The organism is Rhodospirillales bacterium, from assembly GCA_023898785.1.
Classification (GTDB): domain Bacteria; phylum Pseudomonadota; class Alphaproteobacteria; order Micavibrionales; family Micavibrionaceae; genus TMED27.
The window spans coordinates 1277782-1301308 of sequence record CP060239.1; the positions used below are offsets into that span (position 1 = coordinate 1277782).

The 23527-nt window shown below is 51.7% G+C and carries 23 protein-coding genes and 1 other RNA gene; 7 read left to right on the forward strand and 17 right to left on the reverse strand.

Annotated elements, in window-relative coordinates; genetic code table 11:
* Positions 1-7: 7 nt before the first annotated feature.
* Positions 8-820, forward strand: coding sequence for a zeta toxin family protein (locus tag H6859_06460; GenBank protein USO04804.1), 813 nt, complete (start codon positions 8-10; stop codon positions 818-820).
* Between the two features lie 6 nt (positions 821-826).
* On the opposite strand, the gene ftsA is transcribed toward H6859_06460, so the two are convergent.
* The 3 genes from ftsA to H6859_06475 form a co-directional block, all read right to left on the reverse strand.
* Positions 827-2113: a cell division protein FtsA gene (gene ftsA / locus H6859_06465; protein USO04805.1), complete on the reverse strand. Its 1287-nt coding sequence runs from the start codon at positions 2111-2113 to the stop codon at positions 827-829.
* Entirely contained in the window at positions 2113-2784 is a 672-nt protein-coding gene (locus H6859_06470) for an FtsQ-type POTRA domain-containing protein (GenBank protein USO06720.1), read from the reverse strand. Before H6859_06470 ends, ftsA begins: the two co-directional genes overlap by 1 nt.
* A 219-nt stretch (positions 2785-3003) precedes the next feature.
* Entirely contained in the window at positions 3004-4236 is a 1233-nt protein-coding gene (locus H6859_06475; GenBank protein ID USO04806.1) for a D-alanine--D-alanine ligase, read from the reverse strand.
* 142 nt (positions 4237-4378) lie between these two features.
* On the opposite strand from H6859_06475, the gene H6859_06480 reads away from it, so the two are divergent.
* The gene (locus tag H6859_06480; GenBank protein ID USO04807.1) at positions 4379-5137 is read left to right on the forward strand and encodes an alpha/beta hydrolase; all 759 of its coding nucleotides are present in this window, start codon (positions 4379-4381) and stop codon (positions 5135-5137) included.
* Entirely contained in the window at positions 5127-6761 is a 1635-nt protein-coding gene (locus H6859_06485; GenBank protein ID USO04808.1) for a UDP-N-acetylmuramoyl-tripeptide--D-alanyl-D-alanine ligase, read from the forward strand. The genes H6859_06480 and H6859_06485 overlap by 11 nt, the downstream gene beginning before the upstream one ends.
* Before the next feature lie 75 nt (positions 6762-6836).
* Here H6859_06485 and murB read toward each other — a convergent pair whose 3' ends face one another.
* A complete protein-coding gene (gene murB / locus H6859_06490; GenBank protein ID USO04809.1) occupies positions 6837-7847 on the reverse strand; it encodes a UDP-N-acetylmuramate dehydrogenase in 1011 nt (336 codons plus the stop codon).
* 268 nt (positions 7848-8115) lie between these two features.
* On the opposite strand from murB, the gene H6859_06495 reads away from it, so the two are divergent.
* Entirely contained in the window at positions 8116-8292 is a 177-nt protein-coding gene (locus H6859_06495; protein USO04810.1) for a hypothetical protein, read from the forward strand.
* Positions 8293-8352: 60 nt separating this feature from the next.
* On the opposite strand, the gene H6859_06500 is transcribed toward H6859_06495, so the two are convergent.
* The 11 genes from H6859_06500 to rsmH form a co-directional block, all read right to left on the reverse strand.
* Entirely contained in the window at positions 8353-9795 is a 1443-nt protein-coding gene (locus H6859_06500; GenBank protein ID USO04811.1) for a UDP-N-acetylmuramate--L-alanine ligase, read from the reverse strand.
* Between the two features lie 149 nt (positions 9796-9944).
* Complete coding sequence (locus H6859_06505; protein ID USO04812.1) at positions 9945-10625, reverse strand: hypothetical protein; 681 nt, start codon at positions 10623-10625, stop codon at positions 9945-9947.
* A 77-nt stretch (positions 10626-10702) separates the two neighbouring features.
* Complete coding sequence (gene murG / locus H6859_06510) at positions 10703-11806, reverse strand: undecaprenyldiphospho-muramoylpentapeptide beta-N-acetylglucosaminyltransferase (protein ID USO04813.1); 1104 nt, start codon at positions 11804-11806, stop codon at positions 10703-10705.
* Complete coding sequence (locus tag H6859_06515; GenBank protein USO04814.1) at positions 11803-12972, reverse strand: cell division protein FtsW; 1170 nt, start codon at positions 12970-12972, stop codon at positions 11803-11805. Before H6859_06515 ends, murG begins: the two co-directional genes overlap by 4 nt.
* Complete coding sequence (locus H6859_06520; protein ID USO04815.1) at positions 12969-14402, reverse strand: UDP-N-acetylmuramoyl-L-alanine--D-glutamate ligase; 1434 nt, start codon at positions 14400-14402, stop codon at positions 12969-12971. Before H6859_06520 ends, H6859_06515 begins: the two co-directional genes overlap by 4 nt.
* Positions 14403-14405: 3 nt before the next feature.
* Entirely contained in the window at positions 14406-15491 is a 1086-nt protein-coding gene (locus H6859_06525) for a phospho-N-acetylmuramoyl-pentapeptide-transferase (protein ID USO04816.1), read from the reverse strand.
* A gap of 39 nt (positions 15492-15530) precedes the next feature.
* Positions 15531-15971, reverse strand: coding sequence for a hypothetical protein (locus tag H6859_06530; protein ID USO04817.1), 441 nt, complete (start codon positions 15969-15971; stop codon positions 15531-15533).
* Positions 15971-17422: a UDP-N-acetylmuramoyl-L-alanyl-D-glutamate--2,6-diaminopimelate ligase gene (locus tag H6859_06535; protein USO04818.1), complete on the reverse strand. Its 1452-nt coding sequence runs from the start codon at positions 17420-17422 to the stop codon at positions 15971-15973. The genes H6859_06530 and H6859_06535 overlap by 1 nt, the downstream gene beginning before the upstream one ends.
* Complete coding sequence (locus tag H6859_06540) at positions 17422-19149, reverse strand: penicillin-binding protein 2 (protein USO04819.1); 1728 nt, start codon at positions 19147-19149, stop codon at positions 17422-17424. Before H6859_06540 ends, H6859_06535 begins: the two co-directional genes overlap by 1 nt.
* A complete protein-coding gene (locus H6859_06545; GenBank protein ID USO04820.1) occupies positions 19146-19652 on the reverse strand; it encodes a cell division protein FtsL in 507 nt (168 codons plus the stop codon). Before H6859_06545 ends, H6859_06540 begins: the two co-directional genes overlap by 4 nt.
* Positions 19649-20557 (reverse strand): 16S rRNA (cytosine(1402)-N(4))-methyltransferase RsmH, encoded by a 909-nt coding sequence (gene rsmH / locus H6859_06550; protein ID USO06721.1) that lies wholly within the window; start codon positions 20555-20557, stop codon positions 19649-19651. Before rsmH ends, H6859_06545 begins: the two co-directional genes overlap by 4 nt.
* Before the next feature lie 22 nt (positions 20558-20579).
* Here rsmH and H6859_06555 point away from each other — a divergent pair, with 22 nt between their 5' ends.
* A complete protein-coding gene (locus H6859_06555) occupies positions 20580-20864 on the forward strand; it encodes a hypothetical protein (GenBank protein USO04821.1) in 285 nt (94 codons plus the stop codon).
* A gap of 48 nt (positions 20865-20912) precedes the next feature.
* Positions 20913-21297, forward strand: an RNA gene (gene rnpB / locus H6859_06560) — RNase P RNA component class A.
* A 102-nt stretch (positions 21298-21399) separates the two neighbouring features.
* Here the strand turns inward: rnpB and H6859_06565 are convergent.
* A complete protein-coding gene (locus H6859_06565; GenBank protein USO04822.1) occupies positions 21400-21888 on the reverse strand; it encodes an N-acetylmuramoyl-L-alanine amidase in 489 nt (162 codons plus the stop codon).
* Positions 21889-22102: 214 nt separating this feature from the next.
* Between H6859_06565 and msrA the strand changes: the two genes are divergently transcribed.
* Positions 22103-22630: a peptide-methionine (S)-S-oxide reductase MsrA gene (msrA, locus tag H6859_06570; protein USO06722.1), complete on the forward strand. Its 528-nt coding sequence runs from the start codon at positions 22103-22105 to the stop codon at positions 22628-22630.
* Positions 22631-22832: 202 nt separating this feature from the next.
* Here the strand turns inward: msrA and H6859_06575 are convergent, their stop codons facing one another.
* Positions 22833-23525, reverse strand: coding sequence for an asparaginase (locus H6859_06575; protein ID USO04823.1), 693 nt, complete (start codon positions 23523-23525; stop codon positions 22833-22835).
* Between the last annotated feature and the right edge of the window lie 2 nt (positions 23526-23527).

Consider the following 23527-nt stretch of genomic DNA (forward strand, 5'->3'; position numbering starts at 1 on the left):
GGCGCAAATGAGTAAAATCCACATTCCGAATGGTGCACCAACGCAGCACACGGAAGAAGAAATAAGCAGTCTTGTTGACGTTTTTACAGCAGGCAAGGTCCGCGCCGCTCAAGAGGATCGCCTTTTGGTAATTTTTAACGGCACGGTCGGGGCAGGAAAAACCCGTGCTATGAATCATTACTTCCACGATTTAGGCCCAGAGGAAAAATCTCAAACGGTTTATTGTGCCTATGATGAGCATGGTCTGCTTTTCGCCATGAAAAAATACAGAGATGAAATTAAGGCATTACGCCGCAAACATAATGGAAAACTGCCCCATAAAGAGCGCATGGAGATTCGTGATAAATATCAACTTGATACCCAATATGGATTTGCGCTCGTTCAGCAAAAAGCTATAGAGCAAGGAAACAGCCTTTTTATTGATATGACCATGCAAAGCAAGCATGCGTTAAGTGCGCTTGAGCCTTACAAAAAAGACGGACGCAAGATTATTCTAGAATCCTATATATCACCGAGAGAGATTGCTAAAGAGCGTGTAAATAGGAGAATTCGCAGTCTATGGCCAGATGAATTTGATAAAAAATATGATGGCTGGTTTGGCAATTTTGCTAATCTGGTAGACAATGGCCTAGCTATTCATCTACACCACAATCCGGAAGATGGAAAGCCGCCGCTTTTGGTGGCGAGTTTTAACAACGGCGCGGCGATGGATATTAACAACGAACATTACACGCGCATGGTTGAGGATCTGCAAAAACAAAAAGGGCAGACCCAAATTTTTCTTAAGAAGATTGAGGAATTGGTGAATGCATACTCGTAGAGCGCCTCACCAATTCTCTTTCAGCCAAAATCTCACGCGTTCCCAGAGCGAACCGGTTTCGGCCCCAGCCATGATTTGGGCGGGCATTTCATCGACGCGTTCGGAGATATAGGTGAGCAGCCCGGCTGTCGTGGCAAAAGACGGACCGCTGACCGCATCGGGCAGGCCGGTCAGGCGGATCGGTTTGCCGAGGCGCACTTGTTTATCCAACACCTGGCCGGCAAGTTCTTTTAGTCCTTGAATTTGACTGGAACCACCGGTGAGGACGACGCGCCGCCCGATGGCATTACCCAAACCGCTATCGTTCAATTTGGCGCGCACCATTTCGAAGATTTCCTCAATCCGCGGCTGAATAATCCCGACCAGCAGCGAGCGCGGCACATGGTTTGGCTCGTGATGATCATCCTCGCCCAGCCGCGGCACATCGATGAGTTCTGTTTCATCCATGTCTGAGGCCATGGCGCTGCCGTAAAGGGCTTTGAGGCGCTCCGCATCATGCAAAGATGTCGTCAGGCCCTTGGCAATATCGCCGGTAATGTGCTCGCCGCCCAGCGGAACAGCATCGGCGTAAACCATCCGCCCGCCGTTAAAAACTGCAAAGGAGGTCACGCCGCCGCCAATATCAATGACCGTGCAGCCCAGATCCATTTCATCTTCGACGAGAGCAGCCAGTCCGGCAGCATAGGCGGAAACGCATAGGGCGGTGATGTCGAGGTGTGAGCGCTCAATGGCCGTGGCCATATTTTGCAGCGGGCCCATATCACCGGTGACCATATGAATATCGACGCTCATATCCTGCCCAAACATACCGCGTGGATCGCGGATGCCTTCATTGCCATCGATACGAAAATCCATGGGGATAGTGTGGATCAACTCGTAATCCTCGCTTAAGACCTGCTCTTGCGCCTTGGCCAGTGCGCGGCGGACATCATTGTCGGTAACCTCATGACCGGCGATCTGTACATCAGATGTATAAGCGTGGCTGGCGGCCTGGACACCAGGCAGATTGACTACGACTTCGCGCAAGGGATAGCCCTTCATAACGTCGGCAGCCATATTCTCGGCAGCGTGAACGGTCTGGCGGATTACGGATTCGGCGGCATCAAGATCGACGATCGTACCGTTTTTTATGCCCTTGGATGCGTGGTGACCAACGCCGAGCACCTCGAACGTGCCTTCATCATCGACGACGCGAGCAATGAAACACGCTATTTTGCTGGAGCCAATATCCAACGCGGCCAAAAGCGTGCCCTTTGGTTTGTGTTTTTGGGATTTGTGTTTATGCCTTGTCACTAAATATTATTTCCTGCTTTACCTTTAGTCGCGGCCTCGATTTTAAGATCGGTCTTGTATTCTTGTACTTTACCGGGCTTGGTGCGTACGCTGATGCGGTCAATTTCACGCATATCAATGCTGCGAATATCCTTATCAAGCAACCCATCCTTTTCCTGCGCACGCGCCAGACGCGCCAGAGCGAGCCCCATATCCTCTTCGGGTAATTTGACTTCGATACCATTTTTTAATTGCAGATCCCAACGGCGCTGACTGATATATTTTGCCATTTCGACACGCTTGTAAATGTCTGGTTCGGCTTGCAAATTACCGATTAGCTCAGGCGTCGCGACGGGTGAATCTTTGCCAATCACCAAGATCAGATCAGCAAAGCGCTGTAGATTGCTGGTGACAATAACCTTTCCTTTATCATCGAGAAGTTTGAGACGTTTTTCACTTTGCCAAAGCGCGAGGGGGCGGCGCTCCTTCAAGCCAATATAGATTGTACTGGGCAGGCGACGCTCGACCTGTACGCTTTCAACCCAACCGACCTGAGAAATCAATTCCTGTGCAACTCTTGGATCAAAAGAAAAAAGCGGATCGCCTTTTTCAACATTGACGATGGCGAGCAGAACATGCGCATCGGCGTATCGGCGCCCGTCCACAAGAATGTTTTCAATTGCAAAGCCCATATCAGCGCTAGCCGTTAAAATTTTATCGCGGCTCCAATCACCTGCGCGACCAACAGCGCCGCTTAAATAAAGCCATGAACCTATCCATATCAGGCCAATAAAAACAGCAGCGACAAGCCCAAAACGCCGTAGCCATGGCAGCACAACCGCCAATAGTCCCTTGCGGCGTTTGTTTATGGCGCTTCTGCGCGTGCCTTTTTTATTTTTAGATGCCATGATTTATGCTCTCCTCAAAAGCCGTGCGTCAACAGGGACCGGGTCTTTAGGAAGGCTGCGCTTTTTATTTTCTTTGAGTGCCTCTTCAATCAGACCGGTGAGCAAATCGGTAAACAAGACAGGGTTTTCAGCAGCTTCCCAGAGAAAATAGCCAATTGATCCAGGCCAGGGATTGACCTCATTGAGCCATAGCTCGCCGGTTTTTTCATTGCCGATGAAATCGATGCGCGGCGCACCGGTGCCTTCGACGGCTTTAAACATGGTCAGCGCCCAGTCTTTGATGTTTTTGACCTGCTGCGGCTTAAGCTTCGGGTTGAGTTCACGGGTGAGCGAGAGCATGCCCTGGCTTATAGTGCCGGGCGTCTTAGTTCCTCCCTCGTCGCCATCCAGCTTTTGCCCGGTTTTACTGTCCTTACCGGAAAGGTATTTCTGTTTGAAATCGAGTAACTCCTCTGTGGCTTTAGGGCGTTCAATGGCCGAGGTTCTAATCTCACCAAAAGCTTTTGAAACGGCTACGTTATATTCAACCAGATTTTCAACGAAGGGTTCGATAATCGCCGCATCGTCATATTCGAAAATGCTCGGCAGACTAGCACGCAGATCTTCGATATTACCTGCCTTGGCTACGCCGATGGAACTGCCCAAATGTGAAGGTTTGACGATGCAGGGAAATTCAACCTCGCCCATCATGGTTTTGAGTGCATCTTCTTCAATCATATAGCCTTGTTCGGGGCGGTAAATCATCGCATAAGGCAGAACCGGAATGCTAGCGCCTTGCAGGACTTTCTTGGTTGCGCCTTTGTCCATCAAAATGGAAGATGCCATTGTACGCATTCCGGCGTAAGGCACACCTGCAAACTCGAATAGTCCTTGTATATTGCCGTCTTCACCAAACAGCCCGTGAAAGCTCGGAATGACGACATCGAACTCAAGCGGCTTAGCACCACCGAACAACCCGGTTTTTAACGGCACAAGCTGGGCGCGTCTGCCGGGTTTTAAATCCAGCGTTACGGCCTGAACTTCTTTGCGTGCCTGAGGCGAGAGCATATAATTCGCGCGATCCTTGAGCAGATCACCGACCAGCCACTCTCCTTCCGTAGTAATGTAAACAGGAAACGCTTCAAAGCTTTGCGCATCAATGGCACTTAAAATCTGCAAGCCGGTGACCACGCTGACATCATGTTCGGGCGAGCGACCGCCGAAAAATACCGCAACTGTTTTTTTATTTTGTGTCATAAGACCTTACGGGTTGGTTTAAAAATAAAAACTTGATAAGAACGTTAGATTGATATTAACAGCATCGTCATTTCGGTAAAAGCCGGAATCTCATGCTTGTGAACAGCAAGATCCCGGCATCCACCGGGATGGCGGCGGGAATATGTCACAGGATATTTATTTCGAGAAAATGGGTAAAGGTGGTCCGCCTGTATTTTGGGGGCATGGCTGGGGACAAAATCTGCATGCGCTGAGGCCTCTGGCTGATACCCTTTCGAATATGGGGCAGCACTGGGTAGTCGATTTTCCTGGATTTGGGAAATCACCGCTGCCGGGTGAGGTTTGGGGCACGGAGGAGTATGCCAATGCGATGGCGGCGCTGATCCGTGCGCAAACAGATGGGCCGGTGATCTGGGCCGGACATTCTTTCGGCTGCCGTGTAGGTTTGCAACTGGCGGCGCGCCATCCTGATTTGATTGCCGGGCTGGTCCTGATTGCCGGAGCGGGATTGCCGCGTAAAAGGCCTTTGTGGCATAAGCTGTATTATGGCGCGCGGGTGAAGCTGTTCAAGCTTCTCAAAAAACTTATTCCGCTCGGCCTGTCGCAAGATTGGCTCTATGAAAAATTCGGCAGCGCGGATTATAAAAGCGCCGGACCTTTGCGGCAGATTTTTGTTAAAGTCGTAAATGAAGATTTAAGTGATGTGGCAGCGCAGGTAAAATGCCCTACCCTGCTCATTTACGGCTCGAAAGATACGGAAACACCGCCGGAAATCGGGCAGAGGCTATCGCGGATAATTCCGGGAGCCAAGCTGATTTTGATGGACGGATTTGATCATTACAGTATCCTGACAGGGGCGCGCCATCAGGTTGTGCGCCATATTCATAATTTCATGAAGGAGATTTCCAAACATGATGATTGAGCTGGCCACTACGGCTCTCCTCTTTCTGAGCTTTCTCGCTTTTGCCGCGAAGCGTGGATTGACCTATATGCATGTTTATCAGCAGGAAGAATATGACAGCGAACGTTTGCTAAGCTGGATCTGGAAGAACAAAGCATTTGATAAACGCTTGAGCGTCGTGGTTATCGTGGTTGCCATTCTTTCCTTTTTTATCCCGCCGGTTTTTGTGAATTTTCTTATTTTTACTGCAATGGCGTTTGCGACTTACCGGGAAAAAGACCCGCGGAAGGATTCCAAAAAGAAACTGGTTGCAACGGCGCGGGCAAAACGGATTTTCTTTCCGGCTTATTTTTTAAGTGTTCTTGCCGCGACCTGGTGCTTCCTTCCTGTGACTCCCATGCCATGGCTCTGGATACTCAATATTCATCTCATCCCTTTCATGATCCTGTTTGTCAACATGATGCTTGCGCCCTTTGAAGAAATGAACCAGAAAAAATTCTGGACCGAGGCGCATAATAAGGTGCTGGATTACCAGCCGACCGTGATCGGCATTACCGGGTCTTTTGGTAAAACATCGGTTAAACATATTCTCGGCCATATCCTGAAAACACAGGCTCCGACTTTGGTTACACCGGGCAGCGTCAATACGCCGATGGGCATTTCACGCATACTTCGTGAACAGCTTGAGCCTGAGCATAAATATTTGATCGTGGAAATGGGTGCATATGGGCGCGGATCGATTGATCGGCTGTGCAAACTTACACCGCCGGATTTTGGCATTATCACCGCGATTGGCCATGCGCATTATGAGCGGTTTAAATCTCTCGATACGGTTGCGGAAACTAAATACGAACTGGCTGAATCTGTTGTAAGCCGCGGCGGGCAAGTGGTTGTGCATGAACGAACTTTGCGGTTTGATTATACCCGTGCCATGAAGGAGCAAAATGAAAATCACTTCATTGTTTGCGGAGAATCGGCTGACGTTGACAAAAGCAAACAGACTGACAAATCCTACCTCAAAAAAGGTGCTCTTGAAATTCACAAGATCATTCAAGGCGGTAACGGGATCGAGGTGCGTTTTACGTGGAAAAACGTGACCTATAATGTCGAGGCGCCGCTGTTTGGCATTCATCACGGCCATAACATCGCGATGGCCTTTGTGGCGGCGTTTGAACTGGGCGTGTCCTCCAAAGACATTCAGGCAGCACTGCAAAGTCTGCCGCAGATTGAACATCGTCTGGAGGTGCGCAAGCAGGCGGGCGGGCTAACCATTATTGATGATGCGTATAATTCCAACCCGATGGGATTTCAGGCGGCGCTCGGCCTTCTTTCACAAATAGGCAGTTCAAAACGTAAAATTCTGATCACGCCGGGTATGGTTGAGCTGGGTAAAATTCACGATGAAGCGCATAAAAGCATCGGTGCCTATGCCGGACAAGTTTGTGATGTGGCGATTGTCGTTAAAGGTAAGCGGATTCCGACCTTTATCAGCGCGTTTAAAGAAACGGGAGCCAGCAAGCAACTGCATGAGGTTGAGAGCTTTGACGAGGCGCAAAAATGGATTGCGAAGAACAAGCAGGATGGCGATGTGGTGCTGATTGAAAACGATCTGCCGGATATTTACGAGCGCGTGCCGAAGATTTAAGGCTTTCATCGTTTGATTTGGGGTGTAATATTTCTGGATTGCCGCGCTCCCGTTGGTCGCTCGCAATGACAGCAGTCACACCTCTCCAACCCGTTGAATTTCCCAATGCAGGGTGAGGCCGAGGTCGTGCTTTGCGCGTTTGCGGATTTCCTCGCCGAGCATTTCGAGGTCGCGGGCAGTGGCATCGCCGGTATTGATCATAAAGTTGCAGTGTTTTTTGCTCATTTGTGCGCCGCCAACCCTGAGGCCGCGCGCGCCGACTTTTTCGACCACCTGCCAGGCGCGGGTGTCTTCGGGCAATCCCGCTTTGCGGAGTTCGGCAGGCGGAGGATTGGCGAAGGTTGAACCGCCGGTTTTTTCCTTTATGGGCTGGGTATCATTACGCTTCTTTTTGATCTCGGTGATGCGGGCCTTTACCGTTTCATAATCTTCTGCGACGCCTTTGAGGATGGCGCTGGTGAAAATCATCTCTTCGGGCAATTCGGTATGGCGATAGCTCATTTTGAGATCTTCGAGCACGATACGAATTTCGTGACCAGCGCGGGTTATTGCATTGACCCCGATCAGCACGTCTTTTATTTCCGAGCCGTAAGCTCCGGCATTCATGCGCAATGCGCCGCCCAATGTGCCGGGAATGCCGGAGAGGAATTCGAGGCCGCCTATTCCGGCTTTCACAGCTGCGGCGGCGACATTGCCGTTTAGCGCGCCGCACCCGGCCTGGATGTAGCGTCCATCCAGAACTTTTACCTCCGCGAAGGGCTTGCCGAGCTGGATGGTGGCGCCGCGAATGCCGCCGTCACGCACGATGGTATTGGCCATGCCGCCGATGATAGTGAGGTTGCCCCCCCACGCGCTTTTACCCCCCCACCCTAACCCTCCCCCCGAGAGGGGGAGGGGAGTTTTCGTGCTCCCCCGACCCTCCCCCGGAGGGGATTTTTTGGGAGTCAGCGGCCAAACCTTGAGAAAGACAGCAAGATCATCGGCATCGGCGGGTTGAAACAGCAGATCGGCATGGCCGCCGCAGCGAAACCAGCTTTGCGCGCCCAGAGGGGCGTTTTCGGTGAGAGTGCCGCGGATTCCCTTCACACGTCATTGCGAGCACAGCGAAGCAATCCAACTCTTATAGATGGATTGCCGCGTCGGGCTTCGCCCTCCTCGCAATGACATTTTGGAAACATAGCTTCTAACATACTGTTTTTACTCAAAATTCTTTATATCCTTCGCTTTGTTTTTCATTTTTGCCGGGGTGGGGGGGCTTTCGCTTTTTGGCATGTTTTTTGTGTTCGTTTTTCTTTTAAAGATTAGGAAAAAATTCTTATTTTGTCAATGCCGGGGTAAAAATTATGAACCACAGATGAACACAGATCAACACGGGTATTATTCAATTCACTGCGAAGGCGCAAAGACGCGAAGCGGTTCATTTGATTTCGTTCAGTATGTATCGTTTCTTGTCCATCGCTGGAATATAGCCAGAATAAATCCAGATTACCAGATCCCCGCACAAGGCGGGGATGACGGGGATGACAATTGACTGTGGATTGCTTCCCCCGCCTTCGCGGGGGCAGGCTTCCTCGCAATGACGATACAGCTATCAAGCTGCATTTCCTTTGGCTTTATCCAGTTCGGTGTCAAGCTGGGCGGGCAGGTCGTAGGCCCAGCCGGTAATGTCGCCCGCGCCCATGCAGATGACGTAGTCGCCGGGGCGGGCGAGGCGCGCGATCATATGGGCGAGTTCCTTGCGATCGGGCAGCGCCATGACTTCACGGTGGCCGTGGTTTTTTATACCTTCGACGAGGCTGCGTTTATCCGTGCCTTCTATCGGGTCTTCACCGGCTGCGTAAATATCGGCGATGATGACAGCATCGGCGTCGTTGAAGCATTTGCAAAATTCGTCGAACAGATTATGCAGGCGGGTATAGCGATGGGGCTGCATGACGGCAATGACGCGAGCATTATTTTCCGCCACGGCCATGCGCGCAGCTTTGAGCACTGTTTCGATTTCGATCGGGTGGTGCGCGTAATCATCAATGACGGTGATGTCGTGGCTGACGCCGGTTTTGGTGAAGCGGCGCTTTACGCCGGTGAAACCTTCCAGCGCTTTTTTCATGATCGGGGCGGCAACGTTCATTTCGTAAGCTATGCACAGCGCGGCCAGCGCGTTTAAAATGTTGTGCTGCCCTAACATTGGCAGGTGAACATCGCGCAGCATGCGCTCATCAGGCAGGCTGACATCAAACACAGAGCCGTCGGGGCCGCTTTTGACATTGCTGACTTGTACATCGGCCTGAGGGTTAAAGCCGTAAGTGATGATTTTGCGGTCTTTCACGGAAGGGATGAGGGCCTGAACCTCCGGGTGGTCGATGCACAGCACGGCGTAGCCGTAAAACGGGACGTTATGGATGAACTGGCGATAGGCGTCTTTGACAGCTTCAAACGTGCCGTAATGTTCCATATGTTCGGGGTCCATATTGGTGACCACGCAGACGCTTGCGGGCAGACGGGTAAAGGTGCCGTCGCTTTCATCGGCCTCCACAACCATGATGTCGCTGGCGCCCAGGCGGGTGTTTGTGCCATAGGCATTGACGATGCCGCCATTGATGATTGTGGGGTCGAACCCGGCGGTCTCCAACATTTGACCGACCATTGAGGTGGTGGTGGTTTTGCCGTGAGTGCCGCCGATGGCCACCGCCCATTTCAGGCGCATCAACTCGGCCAGCATTTCGGCGCGGCGAACAATGGGCAGGCCGAGGTCGCGGGCGGCTTGCAGCTCTGGATTGGTTTTCTTGATGGCGGAGGAAATCACGACTGCGGCGGGCAAGTTGCCATCGGCGGCTTTGAGGTTTTCAGGCGCGTGGCCGACTTTGACTTCAATGCCGGTTTCGCGCAGGCGCTTTACGTTCGGGCCCTCGGCCATGTCAGAACCGCGGACGGTGTAATCCAGCGAATTCAGGATTTCGGCGATGCCGCTCATCCCGATGCCGCCGATGCCGATGAAATGAAGCGCGCCAATGTCTTTGGGCAGTCCGTGTTGCATGTTTGTTTCCTTTTAACCACGAATGGACACAAATAAACACGAATGGTTCTAGCAAAAACCATAAGGTGAGACAAAGGAAAACACTGTTTTAACACTGAAAACAAAAACCCCGGAACGTTTCCGGGGTTTCATGGGATGATTTTTATATTTTACCGGACATATTCATAACATAGGGCAACAGGGACAGAGTCTAATGCGACCACTACTTGTCCGTTAGGGGATGCTTTGAGCCTCTCTGGTGAGACTTTTTTCGAGGCAAAACAGCCTGTTATCCCGCCAAATTCAAAATTGTAGCCTTGAGGGTTTTTATAATATTTCATATCCGCGCAATCGGCGTCATCGACCAGATGAGCGACGCCGCTTAGGGTGTTTGTTATTTCATTAAACTTTAAAAGTGTTTCCTTGCACGCAAGCTCTCCGTAGTCAGGAGCAAGATCAATGTTGACATATGTATTCGCGATTAAAATCCTGTTGGTATCTGCATCTGCTGCACCGGCATGGTAAAGGTTGTCTGCCTCTACCTCAGGGGATCTTCCCACACCTTGAGCTTGAGCTTGTTCCCCTTCTATTGCAATGCTCGCTTCGGTACTGATTCCAACATCTGTATCCTGTTTGACCTTTCCCCCGTAAATTGAGAACGCATCGTTATCGTAAGAAGGAATGCGGACTACGCGGTGATCAATAGCGATAATTTTCTCCGCACCTTCAGGATTTCCAAAAGCAATCGTCAGCTCTTGCCCTTTATCTCCGTATAAAGATGTTGCACAGCCGGACAGTTGTGTTGCACCAAATAGCATAGACAGCGCCATAACTCTATTTTTCAACGACATAATATTCTCCTCGCCACTCAAAAACTGAGGATGCTTTTACATTGTTATTAAATGTTATGTCAATATTTTTATGAAAACTACTCATTCCAGCCGCTCATGATGGCGGTGACGAGGTTGCCGAGTTTTCGCGCGGCGTCGGGGCGGCCACATTCGCGGGCCTTTTCCGCAGCGCTAAACAATATTTGCGGATTTTGCAGGAAAGTTTCAATGCGCGCAAGCAGCGCTTCGGACGTAAAGCCGCTTTCGGCCATCACCCAGCCGCCGCCGGCATCGGAGACGATTTCGGCGTTCATTTTTTGTTGCTGGTCTTTATGGTGCGGATAGGGCACGAAAATTGCCGGGCGTCCGGCGGCGCTCATTTCCGCGACGGTGCTGGCGCCGGAACGGCCAATAAACAGGTGGCAATGCTCCAATTCTTCGGCGACATTGTCGATGAACGGGGAAAGATGCGCATTAATTTTGGCTTCGTCATAGCGCTTTTTTGTTTCTTGTAAATCTTCCTGGCGACATTGCTGGACTATATGCAGGCGCGCACGGTGATCGGCGGGCAATCCGGCAAGCGCCTTGGGTAAAACTTCACTAAACACATGTGCGCCGAGGGATCCGCCCATCACCAAAATGCGTAATTCCCCGTCATGGTCGAGTTTAGGATAGGGCTTTGTATAAAGTGCAGCGATCTCCGGGCGCACCGGGTTGCCGGTAAAGATGGTGTGGATTTTTTCAGCCTCTTCCAGCCCGCGTAGCGACGGCGTTGACGAAGCAATGCGCGCAGCCTTTGGTGCCAACATTTCATTGGCTTTTCCGATAACCGCGTTTTGCTCGTGCAAGATGGTGGGGATTTTCATCCCTTGGGCCGCATAGACAGCTGGGAAGGACGGGTAGCCGCCAAAGCCGACGACGATTGCGGGCCGGGTTTTTTTGAGCAGAGCGCGAGCCTGTAAAATGCCAAGCCCCAGATCAAATGCGCCTTTTATTTTGCCCTTAATCCCGGCGCCGAGCGTTCCGGCTTTTATTTCGTGTAAAGGGATGTCTTTAAACAGCTCGGCATATTTCATGCCGCGCGAATCCGTGACCATCTCGACGCGATAGCCGCGCGAGATCAGATCAAGCGCCAGAGCCTGAGCGGGCATGATATGACCGCCGGTGCCGCCTGCGCTGAGTATTATCAATGGATCACTCATGGCGCAGCCCCTTGTGTCTTGGAGGTTGCCAGCGACAGCCCGCCCTTGGAAATGCCGGTGCGGCGACTACGCCGCGTGAGCGCCAGCACAATGCCCATCGAAAAACCGACGGATAGCAAGGACGAGCCGCCATAGCTTATCAGCGGCAAGGTCATGCCTTTGGTCGGCAGGAGGTGGAGGCTGGAGCCCATATGCACCAAGGCCTGCAGACCGAACATTGTGAGCAACCCGCCCACGGCGAGGACCACAAACATATCATGCGAATCCATCAACCGGTTATAGCCGCGCAGCAAGATAAATCCGTAGACGCCGAGGATAATCAGTACGAAGACCAGCCCCATTTCTTCGGCAGCAACAGAAAAAATAAAATCGGCATGCGCATCGGGCAGGCCCATTTTTACGGTCCCCTGCCCAGGTCCGGTGCCGAACAAGCCGCCATTTTGGAAGGCCTGCAAAGATTTATCGATTTGGTAGGTATCACCGGCTTCGGGATGAAGATAGCGATCAATGCGGCTTTGGACGTGGTCAAATGCGGCATAAGCTGTGACAAGACCGCCGACTCCCAAAACCAGCAAAACCGCGAGCAGGCGAAAAGGGAAACCGGCCAGAAAAATCTGCGCGGCCCAAATGGCGGTGACGATCACGGTCATGCCTAAATCCGGTTGAAGTAGCAACAATGTGATGGTCAGGAAATACAGGCCGGCGGTGATGGCGTTGCCGGGGAATTTTTCCTTTTCCTTTTGCATAGCCATAAACCAGGCCGCCAGTACGGCAAAAGCGGGCTTGATAAATTCGCTGGGTTGGAGAGAAAAACCAAAAATATGAATCCAGCGCTGCGCACCTTTAATCTCCATGCCAGTGACCAGCACCGCGATCATTGCAATGGCACTGCCCACAAAAGCGAGCGCGGCCAGCCTGCGAATATTGCGCTGACCGAGAAAAGAAAAGCCAATCAACATGCCGATTGCCGGAACCAGAATGACGAGATGACGTTTGAGAAAATGGTAATTTTCTAAACCGATGCGCTCGGCCACAGGCGGGCTGGCCGTGGCGACCAGTGCAATGCCGAATACAGCCAGCGTTATAAGCGCGGCCAGCATAGCGCGATCAACGGTCCACCACCACTGGCCGAGAGGAGATTGGTCGGTGCGGGCAAAGAGGCTCATGCCGCGGCTCCGTCTACCGAGGTTTGTGTTTCATCAAGTGCGTTGACATAGTTTGTAAAATATTCACCGCGCTCTTCGAAGGATCTGAACTGGTCGTAAGAGGCACACGCAGGAGACAGCATTACTACGCCGCCACCGCCGGGGCGTCCGCGTTCGGACTGCGCCAGATTGTGGGCTTCGTTGACGGCGTTTTCCAAATCCCCGCACAGCGTGTAGGGTACCGAATATTGATCAAGCCAGCCCGCGTAGGCGATCATTGCCTCACCAATTAAAAATGCATGGCGTACATTCGACATGAGAGAAGAAATATCCTCAAGATTATCGCCTTTGGGCCGACCGCCTGCGATCCAATAAATATTGCGGTAAGCCGAGAGCGCTTTGCTGGTTGCTTCAACATTCGTGGCCTTACTGTCATTAATGTACGGGATACCGTTGATAACGCGCGTTTGAAACTGGCGGTGCGGCAAACCGGGAAATGTTTTCATTGCTTCCAGAATAACATCTGGTTCCAATGCTACATCCTGAGAGGCACACACTGCGTAAGCAGCAGCAGCGTTTTGGTGGTTGTGGATACCACGCAGGGAAGCAAAACCTTTTATCGAACCGATCTCGCGAGACGCTCCTTTGCGCGCATCAAACAAGATGCCGTCTTTGACGAAAACACCGTTTTCAACAGCGCCTTCAAAAGATAGAGGGCGGACGCGGCGCTGGCCGGTTTCATAAGCCATCATACGTTCGTAAATCCGGCGGCAGGGTTCATCATCAAGGCTGATAATTGCGAGGCCTTCTCCTTTAAAAATGCGTTCTTTGGCGGCGGCATAATTTTTGAAATTGCCATGCCGGTCCAGATGATCGGGCGTAATATTCAGCAGCACAGAAATATCGGGCGTAAATGTCGTGCATAAATCCATCTGGTACGATGAAATTTCCAGCACAAAGAATCCGTCTTTTTTTGGCAAATCCAGATCAAGCACGGGACGACCAATATTACCGCCCATGGCAACGCTGCACCCTGCGCTTTCAAGGATATAACCGATCAGCGCGGTGGTTGTTGATTTTCCGTTTGTGCCGGTTATGCCGATGGTTTTGCAACCATGGTTACAGCGATGCAGAATTTCCAGATCACTGATAATTTCCATGCCCAGTTTTCGCGCGGTCATGACAACCTGATGCGGCCTGGGATAAAAGAGCGGCACGCCCGGAGCAAGAACCAACAACGCACACTCTTGCAAATTCTTTTGATCAAGATGTGTAATTTCAGCGCCGGTTTCACTGGCCGCATCGTGCGTATCGGCAAGATCGTCCCAGGCCTTCACCTTTGCACCAGCTTTGACCAGCGCTTTAATGGTTGAAATACCAGAAAGCCCAAGACCAAATACGGCTACGGGTTTGCCATCGAGTGTTTCAATGAATTTTGTACAATCAATCATACGCTATCTAAGCTTGAGTGTTGCCAAGCCGACCAATGCCAAAATAAATGCAATAATCCAGAAGCGTATAACGATTGTGGGTTCCGACCAACCCTTTTTCTCAAAATGATGATGCAAAGGCGCCATGGCGAAGACTCGCTTGCCGGTGAGTTTAAAAGATACAACCTGCACAATCACCGAAACGGTCTCGAGCACGAACAGGCCGCCGACAATGGCGAGTACTAACTCATGCTTTACAATCACCGCGATTGTACCGAGAACACCTCCCATCGCCAATGAGCCGGTATCGCCCATAAAGATCATCGCCGGGGGCGCGTTGTACCATAAAAACCCCATCGCGCCGCCGATGAGGGCACCACACAGAATGGAAAGTTCGCCGGTGCCGACGACGTAAGGAATGCGCAGATATTCCGAAAAGACTTCGTTGCCGACGAGATAGCTGATCATTCCAAACACGCCTGCGGCGATAGCGACCGGGACGATGGCCAGCCCGTCCAGTCCGTCTGTCAGGTTCACGGCGTTTGATGATCCCACCATTACCAGCAAGGCCCAGGGGATGAACAGCAAGCCGATATAGATGTAGATGTCTTTGAGGACAGGGATCGCGATATGCTGATTAATATGGCCGGGCAGCGCGTTCATAATCCATATTGCAGCTATACTGCCAATCAGGATTTGTGCGGCCAGCTTGAGTTTTCCGGGCAGGCCCTTAGTGTTACGCTTTGTCAGTTTGAGATAATCATCGCCGAAACCAATCAGGCCATATCCGACCATGACCAGCAGCGCGATCCAGACAAACTGATTGCTAAGATCCGCCCAAAGAAGCGTTGAAAGTGTCACGGAGATCAAAATCATCAGCCCGCCCATGGTCGGAGTTCCTGCCTTTGCAAAATGCGTCTCCGGACCATCTTCGCGGATGGGCTGACCTTCCTTTTGTTTGGCCTTTAACCAGCCAATCATGCGCGGGGCAATCAGGAAGCAGATGAGCAGCGCCGTCAGAATCGCTCCGCCGGTGCGGAAGGTCAGATACTGAAACAGGTTAAAGAGAATGAACTGTTCGGACAGCGGGAAAAGGAGATGATAGAGCATACAGTGTAAAACCTTCTATTCTTTAGTTACCCAGCGACCCTAGCGCATTTGAGGAACCGCGCGCAACATGCCAGCAAAGCGAATGCGAAACCGCGGGCCGACATGCTTAAAGATCATAAAATCTCCTGGTGCAACCACTTCGGGAACAATTGCGGCAAGCTTGGCATTGCGGGTTACGGCGCGCACTGCATCGGTGACATCGGCGACTACGCCAAAAGAACGCCCGGTGTAAATACAGTTGAGATTGGCAATCCGGCGCGGCAACGAAAGCCCTTTTGAGGACTTGGTTTTATTTTCCAGATCAATTTCCCATTCGGAGGGCAGCGCGTTTTGCAAAATTACCGTTTGCTGGGCGTTTCCCGTGTCGACAAGTCCGCCGACCTTAAGAACAGAATATGGTGTTCTGGGCCGGGGCTGGACACTCACGGTTACACCTGCGAGGCGCACGGCCTTCCAGTTTAAACTATTGCTTCCTAACATTATACTTTCTTTTCTTCCTCTTTACTTGGTTCTTGATGTTCGAGATACGCAATGGCTTTACCGGCCTCTTCAACATCATCGAAATGAGTCGTATGGCTGGCAAAAATCTGTCCTTGTTCGTGACCTTTTCCGGCGATGACCAGCACATCGCCGGTTTCGAGCTGTGTGATGGCTGTAGTAATAGCTTCGCGGCGATCGGCAATTTGTTGTGAGGACGGAACACTGCTGAGAATAGCAGCACGAATATCGGCGGGGTTTTCGCCCCGCGGATTGTCATCTGTAACAATAGTCAGGTCGGCATATTGCCCTGCAACCGCTCCCATGACCGGGCGCTTGGCCTTATCGCGATTACCGCCGCAGCCAAAGACGCAAACCAGCTTTCCTTTTGTATGCGGACGCAAGGCCTTAAGAATATTTTCCAGCGCATCGGGCGTATGGGCATAATCGACATAGACTGCCGCCCCGGGATGACCGGGCACGAGTTGGAGGCGTCCCGGCGCACCTTGGAGTTTTTCCAACGCTTCAATGTAGATTTCTTTTTTCGCCGGGTCATTTGCGATGACCAGCCCAAGAGCGCAAAGCGCGTTCATGACCTGAAACTCGCCGACCAGTGGAAGCGTGATGTCTTTATGCGCACCGGTAATTCCCAGTTCTAAATCCTGCCCGTGACCGGCGGGCTTAACGGATAGAATTTTAAGGTCTTTACCATGGTGGCCGTAACTCAAAATTTTTACGCCGCGCCGTTTGCAGATTTCCTGCAGCTTTTCGAATTCGGGAATGTCGGCATTGAGTACAGCCACACCGCTTTCTGGCAGAAGCTCTTCAAACAGGCGGGCTTTGGCCGTGAAATATTCTTCCATGGAGCCGTGGTAATCGAGGTGATCGTGGCTGAGATTGGTAAAACCGGCGGCTTCAAACTCTACACCGTCAAGACGATATTGATCCAGCCCATGCGAAGAGGCTTCCATTGCCAGATGCGTCACGCCTTCGGCGGCGAGTTCGGCCAGCCCGGCCTGCAGCGCAACAGGACCAGGCGTTGTCATCGCGCCAGACTTCACAACGCCAGCACAGCGTACACCCAGCGTTCCGAGAGAGGCGGCATTATACCCGGCTGCAGTCCAAAGCTGCTGTACAAACAGCGTGGTAGAGGTTTTGCCATTTGTTCCACTCACAACTGCGATGTGCTCAGGCTGGCGTGCATAAAACTGCGCTGCCAATTTGGCAAGGGCTTGCCGCGGGTTAGGATCTGTGAGCAGTTTGACATCCTTTACGCCCGGTGGAAGCTGTGTACCTTCGGGAGCAAGAATCACACTCGCACCGTGCTCAATCGCGGCGTTAATATAATCACGACCATCCACTTTGCACCCGGGCAGCGCTGCAAACAGGTAGCCCTTTTTAACCGCGCGACTATCTTCGCTCAGACCTTTGATGGTGGAGACATCAAAATTCATCAATGCTCCTCCTTTGTACTAACAAATTGTTTCAAGGACTCACCGAAGTGGTTTTCTGGTGTATTATCTCCTGCTGGTGAAATGCCAAGGATAGCGGCCATAGAGGCGATTACCCGCGCTACGGCCGGAGCGGCAACCCAGCCGCCAGTGGCGTAATTCCATGTATGTTTTTGACCTTTAGGTTCGTCAACCATAATGAAAACCGCATAGCGCGGTTCATCCATTGGGAAAATACCAACAAAGGATGAAATCTTTTTCTTGCTATCATAACGGCCATCGGCAATTTTTTCGGCGGTGCCGGTTTTACCACCAACGCGATAACCCTTCACTTCGGCTTTTTTGGCTGTGCCGTCGGTCACAACAAGCCTGAGCAATTGACGCATACGCTGGGCGGTTTCAGCCGAAACAATGCGAATATCTTTGCCAGGCTCTTCTTCATCGCTTTGCTCATCAAGGACGAGGCTGGGTTTTACCAAATAGCCGCCATTGACGATGGAGGATACGGCTGTGATAAGCTGAAGCGGCGTTGTGGATACGCCATGACCATAGGAAGCGGTGAGTGTGTTGACCTCGCGCCAGGGATGGGGCACAAGCGGACGCGTAACCTCACGCACCTCAAAATCGAGCGGGTCTAACAGGCCAAGATCACGATAGAAACTGCGCAAAGCATCCGTGCCGACGGCGCGGCCCATCAGCGCGGAGCCAATATTTGAGGAATACATAAACACTTCGGGAATGGTCAGAACCCGGTCTTCTGCGTGATAATCATGGATCGTATGGCGGCCGATTTTAATCGGTTCACTGGCATCAAAGGTCGTGCTCATCGGCACATCATGCGCCTCGAAAAATGCGGCGGTGGAAAAAATCTTGAACACAGATCCGAGTTCATAAGCTCCCAGGGTCAGGCGATTAAAAATCGCATCTTTATCGGCGCGGCCCGGATCATGCGGATTAAAATCTGGCAAAGAGACACCAGCGAGAATTTCACCTGTGGTTACGTCCATGATTGCGCCGGCTGCGCCGATGGCCTCAAATTCTTCCACGGCTTTAAGCATCTCACGGCGCAGCACATGTTGGAGGCGAATATCCAATGTTAATTTAAGATCGTGTCCGCCGCCGAGATGTTTGTTAAAACTGCGCTCAATTCCGGCAAGCCCTTGCGCATCAACATTACCATAGCCGAGCAAATGCGCGGCCAGCGCCCCTTGCGGGTAAAAACGTTTATAGCCCTCCTCAAACTCAAGCCCCGGCTCTCCGATTTGCAAGACCTGATATTGCTGGTCAGGGCTTACGTTGCGCTGGAGCCAGACGAAGCGTTTCTGGCTTTGCAGCTTTTGAAGGATATCGCCATATTTCAAGTCAGGAAAAATTATTATCAGCTTTTTGGCAGCTGCATCCGCATCGGCGATTAAGCGTGGATCTGCATAGAGCGAAGCGGTTTTGAGTGTGGTGGCAAGCAACGCGCCGTTGCGATCAGTAATGTCGGCGCGGCGCGGCGTTTCGCCGTTTATATTTAGCATATTGCTTTCAGCAATCTGCCCGTTATCGGGTGCAATGGCATGCCCTTGAATAATCGCCAGGTCGAAGGCACGCACGGCGAACACCATATAGACCAGGATAAAAAAACCACTCATCAAAACAAGACGCCCGCGCGCCAGATCCAGAGCCGAACTGCGCTCTCCTTCAATTTTGACTGTATTTCGACGTAAACGCTGGGAAAAGATCATGGCACACCGCCATTTTTGCTTTGACCCAATTCATTCAGCAAATCGCCAAAGGCTTTTTCCTTTACGGGCTTATTGTGCCGCATTGATGGATCCGCGCGCTGTGGCTTTTGCACGGGGATCGGTGCGCTTTCCTTTTCCTGGCCAGCACTTTGAAATGTGACAGGCTGCAAGACCGGGGGGGGGAAGCTTTCAACTTCCGGCAGCACAAACTCAGAGGGAACAGATTCAGGGAGATGCACTTCCTCGCTGGTCATTTGATCAGGCGATGGCGGCACCAAATCAAGGAACTCGTTAGCCAAACGCTCGAGGCGTTCAGGGCGATTGAGTGTTTCCCATTCAGCTTTCAGCATGCGTATTTTTTCTTCTTCACGCTGAACTGATTGCTCCAGCGCCTCGAGACGCTCCTGAGCATGTTGGACATTTTGCGAGGTGTGGAGCAGTACGGCGCCAGCCAGCCCGACCAGGGCGAAAATTATAAAAGTACGGGGCTTGAGCAGTTTCATGATGCTCCCCCGATATATTGAGCGCCGCGCAGCCGGGCTGAACGCGAACGCGAGTTTTCGGCGATTTCCTGCTCTCCGGGTTTTACAGCCTTGCGGGTGAGGAGTCTGAGTTTTGCGGGATCGTTTTCAGTTTGCGGCAAATAGCGTGAGACTGCCTCAGCACCGGATTGAGAACGGAAAAAGCGTTTGACAAGGCCATCCTCAAGAGAATGGAAGGATATAACAACCATGCGCCCGCCAGGCTTAAGAATGTTTTCAGCCGCATTTAATGCGCGCTCCAGCTCGCCCAGTTCGTCATTCACCGCGATGCGCAGCGCCTGGAATGTACGGGTCGCCGGGTCAATGCCGTCACGGCTTTTGGGGACACAACAACGAACAATTTCGGCAAGCTGGCCTGTAGTTTCTATGGGCGCGGCACGGCGCATCTCAACAATGCGGCGAGCAATCTGGCGAGATTTGCGCTCCTCGCCATATTTATAAATCAGATCGGCCAGCTCTTTTTCGTCCATTTGCGCGATCAGATCCGCTGCGCCTTTACCGCTTTCGGGGTCCATGCGCATATCCAGCGGCGCATCAGCGCGAAAAGAAAAACCTCGCTCAGCCTGATCAAGCTGGAAGGACGATACCCCGAGATCAAGCACGAATCCATCAACCTTCTCAATCCCAGCTCCCGCCAACAAGCTTTCTACATCGCCGAAGCAACCACGCAGGAAGATTAGACGCCCGGCATAATTCCTGCTCAAATCCTCCGCACGTTTGGCTGCATCGGGATCACGATCAATCGCGACGACCGTACAATCGGCTGCATCCAAAATGGCCCTGCTATACCCACCTGCACCAAAGGTCCCATCCACGTAAACACCGCCATCCACAGGGGATAGCGCCGCCAAAACTTCATTTAGCATAACAGGATAATGGCTCAAGCGCTTGAGTCCTTTTATTGAATCAAAACAATGTGTTACGCAGCGATGTGAGAATCGATTCTGGATTCGAAAAGAGGCTTATGAACAAGCCTTGACTCTTTTAGAAGTATCAGAGGAAGAAGAGATTCGTCAATTTATCCGCCGAGTCGCACCTAGAGTTGTCCCCATTTATCTTTTTGTGGAGGAATCGTTTTTGTATTTTATTCTTTCATTTTCAATGAAAAAGAGCGCTCAAACGCCGCGCAATCTTTCGCGAAACGGTTCGCGCGGCCCGCAGTCGTGGGCTTGATAAGAGATAAACTTGCGTTTTGCGGTCAAAATCGGCATAGTGCGCCCTTCAGAAGATCGGGCAGCCGCTGGCCACGCTTTAAACAGTGGGGCGAGAGGAAAGTCCGGGCTTCACGGAAAAACGGCGCCGGGTAACTCCCGGGGGGCGCGAGCCTACGGACAGTGCAACAGAAAGCAAACCGCCGATGGCTGGTTCTCTCGAGAAATCAGTACAAGCAAGGGTGAAAGGGTGCGGTAAGAGCGCACCGCGTGCATGGTAACATCGCACGGCACGGTAAACCCCGCCGGAAGCAAGACCGAATAGGAACGCATGATGGCGTTTTTCCGCGCCGTGTTCGGGTTGGTCGCTTAAGCGTTTCAGTAATGATGCGCGTAGATGAATGGTTGCCGCTCCTTTGGGAGTACAGGACCCGGCTTATAGATTTTCTGAGCTTTATGATTGGCCGCCGCGGGGAAACTCCGGCGGCCTTTCTTCTTTGTCATTGCTTCACCGCCGCTGGCGGTTCGCAATGACGGATGCTGATGGGCCAGAAACTTTATTCAGAATGAATATTCGGTACGCCATGCTGATCAAGCCAGAACCAATCAAAAAGCTCGCCGGGATCTTGTTTGCGGCCCGGGGCGACGTCTTCGTGGCCGAGCACGGTTTTGATTTCGTGGCGGGACATGATGTCCTTGCATAATTTGGCCAATGCGGCCATTTGTTCATGCGGAAACGGGTGATAGCCGAATTCATGGCCCGGGTTGACCAGTTCGATGCCGATGCTGGCGGAGTTGATATCCGTACAGCCTTCCCACTCTGACACGCCCGCATGCCAGGCGCGTTTATCCTCGTCCACGAGTTGGTAGAGAGTGCCGTCTTCGTCAATGACGTAATGGGCGCTAACCTCAGCCTCTGGATTGCAGAGCCGCTGAAGCGCGGCTTGGGCGGTTTTCATGCCGGTATAATGGATGACAATCATCGACGGCGCGCAGTCATCGGCGCGGTCGTTGTAGTTGGGCGAAGTATAATCGTTTAAAATCATGTAACGGTTTCCAATAAACTTACGAATTCGATTGTAACAGATCCCTGCTTTTGCGGGGATGACAAAATGGAAAGACTATGAAATGAACAATTTTTTTGTGCCGGTTTTGATGTTTGCGGGCCTTGTGGTTTTGCTATGGTTTGCGGCCAGCCCGCAGCGGAGCATGGCCGAAAAAGGCTTAGGCCGCGCGCATTTAGGAGGTGATCTGATGGAAATGAAACCCGAAGGCTATCCGGTGGCGATTTTTGCCGGTGGATGTTTTTGGTGCACGGAAAGCGAATATCGCAGCCAGCCGGGTGTGCTGTATACACGCGTGGGCTATATTGGCGGGCATATGGACAATCCGAAATATGAAGATACGCATGGTTCCAAATCCGGCCATGCCGAGGCCGTTGAGGTGACGTATGATCCGGATAAGACCGATTTTCGGGCGTTGCTGATGTTTTTCTTTACCCAAGCCCACGACCCGACGCAGCTCAACCGTCAGGGGCCGGATGTCGGGACGCAGTATCGCTCAGCGGTTTTTTATACCGATGAGGCGCAAAAGCGCCAAGCGCAGGAGGTGATTGATGAGCTTACGGCGGCGAAGCGGTTTGCGAAGCCGATTGTGACGACGCTGGAGCCCGCCGGCACGTTCTGGGAGGCCGAGGATTATCATCAGCGCTATTACGAGAAATATGAGGCAAAAACCGGCCGCCCGCATATTAATGACTGGCTGGCGCGGCAACGGCGGGGGGATTAGGCTCCCCCCTTATGAAGTCATTCCCGCGCAGGCGGGAATCCGCCGCTCAGTTGAAAACTGGATCCCTGCTTTCGCAGGGATGACTTCGCAGAGATTAAGCGGCTTTAACCTGCCCCCGGCTTGAACGGGGGCGGCAATTCAGCCATTATTTCAAGAGATGGATTGCTTCGTCGCTTACGCTCCTCGCAATGACGTTTTGACCCTAGCCCCGCTTATACGGTACAGATGTTAACGGGTATTCAATGACCAGTTTATCCGTTGCTTCGTTGTGGAGATTGAGGGCCTTTATTTCTTCCAAAGTTGTATAGACCTGGCCATGGAAAACAACGAAAACATTATGAGAGGGCTTCAATTCATGTTTCTTCGCCAAATCAACCGCGGTGATTGCAGACATGATATTCATTCCTGAATCCGAGAAGGTGAAACCGGTTGGTAACATGCTCCCTGTTACGGCAACAATTTTGTCTTGAACAACGTCGGTATCGATTAGGATCTCTGCGATTTTCGTGAGCAGATATGTTCCGCATGTGATCAAAATGCGCTCATTCTCAATGGAGGATACAAAATCAAGCAATGCTTCCAAGTCCGCATTTTCCAGGTCGCGGCTGTCTTTTGAGGATAGTTCTGCCGATGCAAATGTATCGGTGTTAATGCCGAATTTACCCTGAAGGTCCTCAATCAAGGTTCTGGAAACATGGCATGGAAACGGGAAAAGAGATTCTTTATTCGGATTATAGCCCGACGAAATTGTACCGCCCATACCGATAAAGGCGAAGCGGTCTTTCTCGTTTTCAAAATCTTTGACGTATCTGAGGATTTTCTGCGCCTGCACCTTATCAGGCTTTACATAGGTTTTCTTTAAAGCCTCTATATCCATCTTCATTCTGGTATTCATGG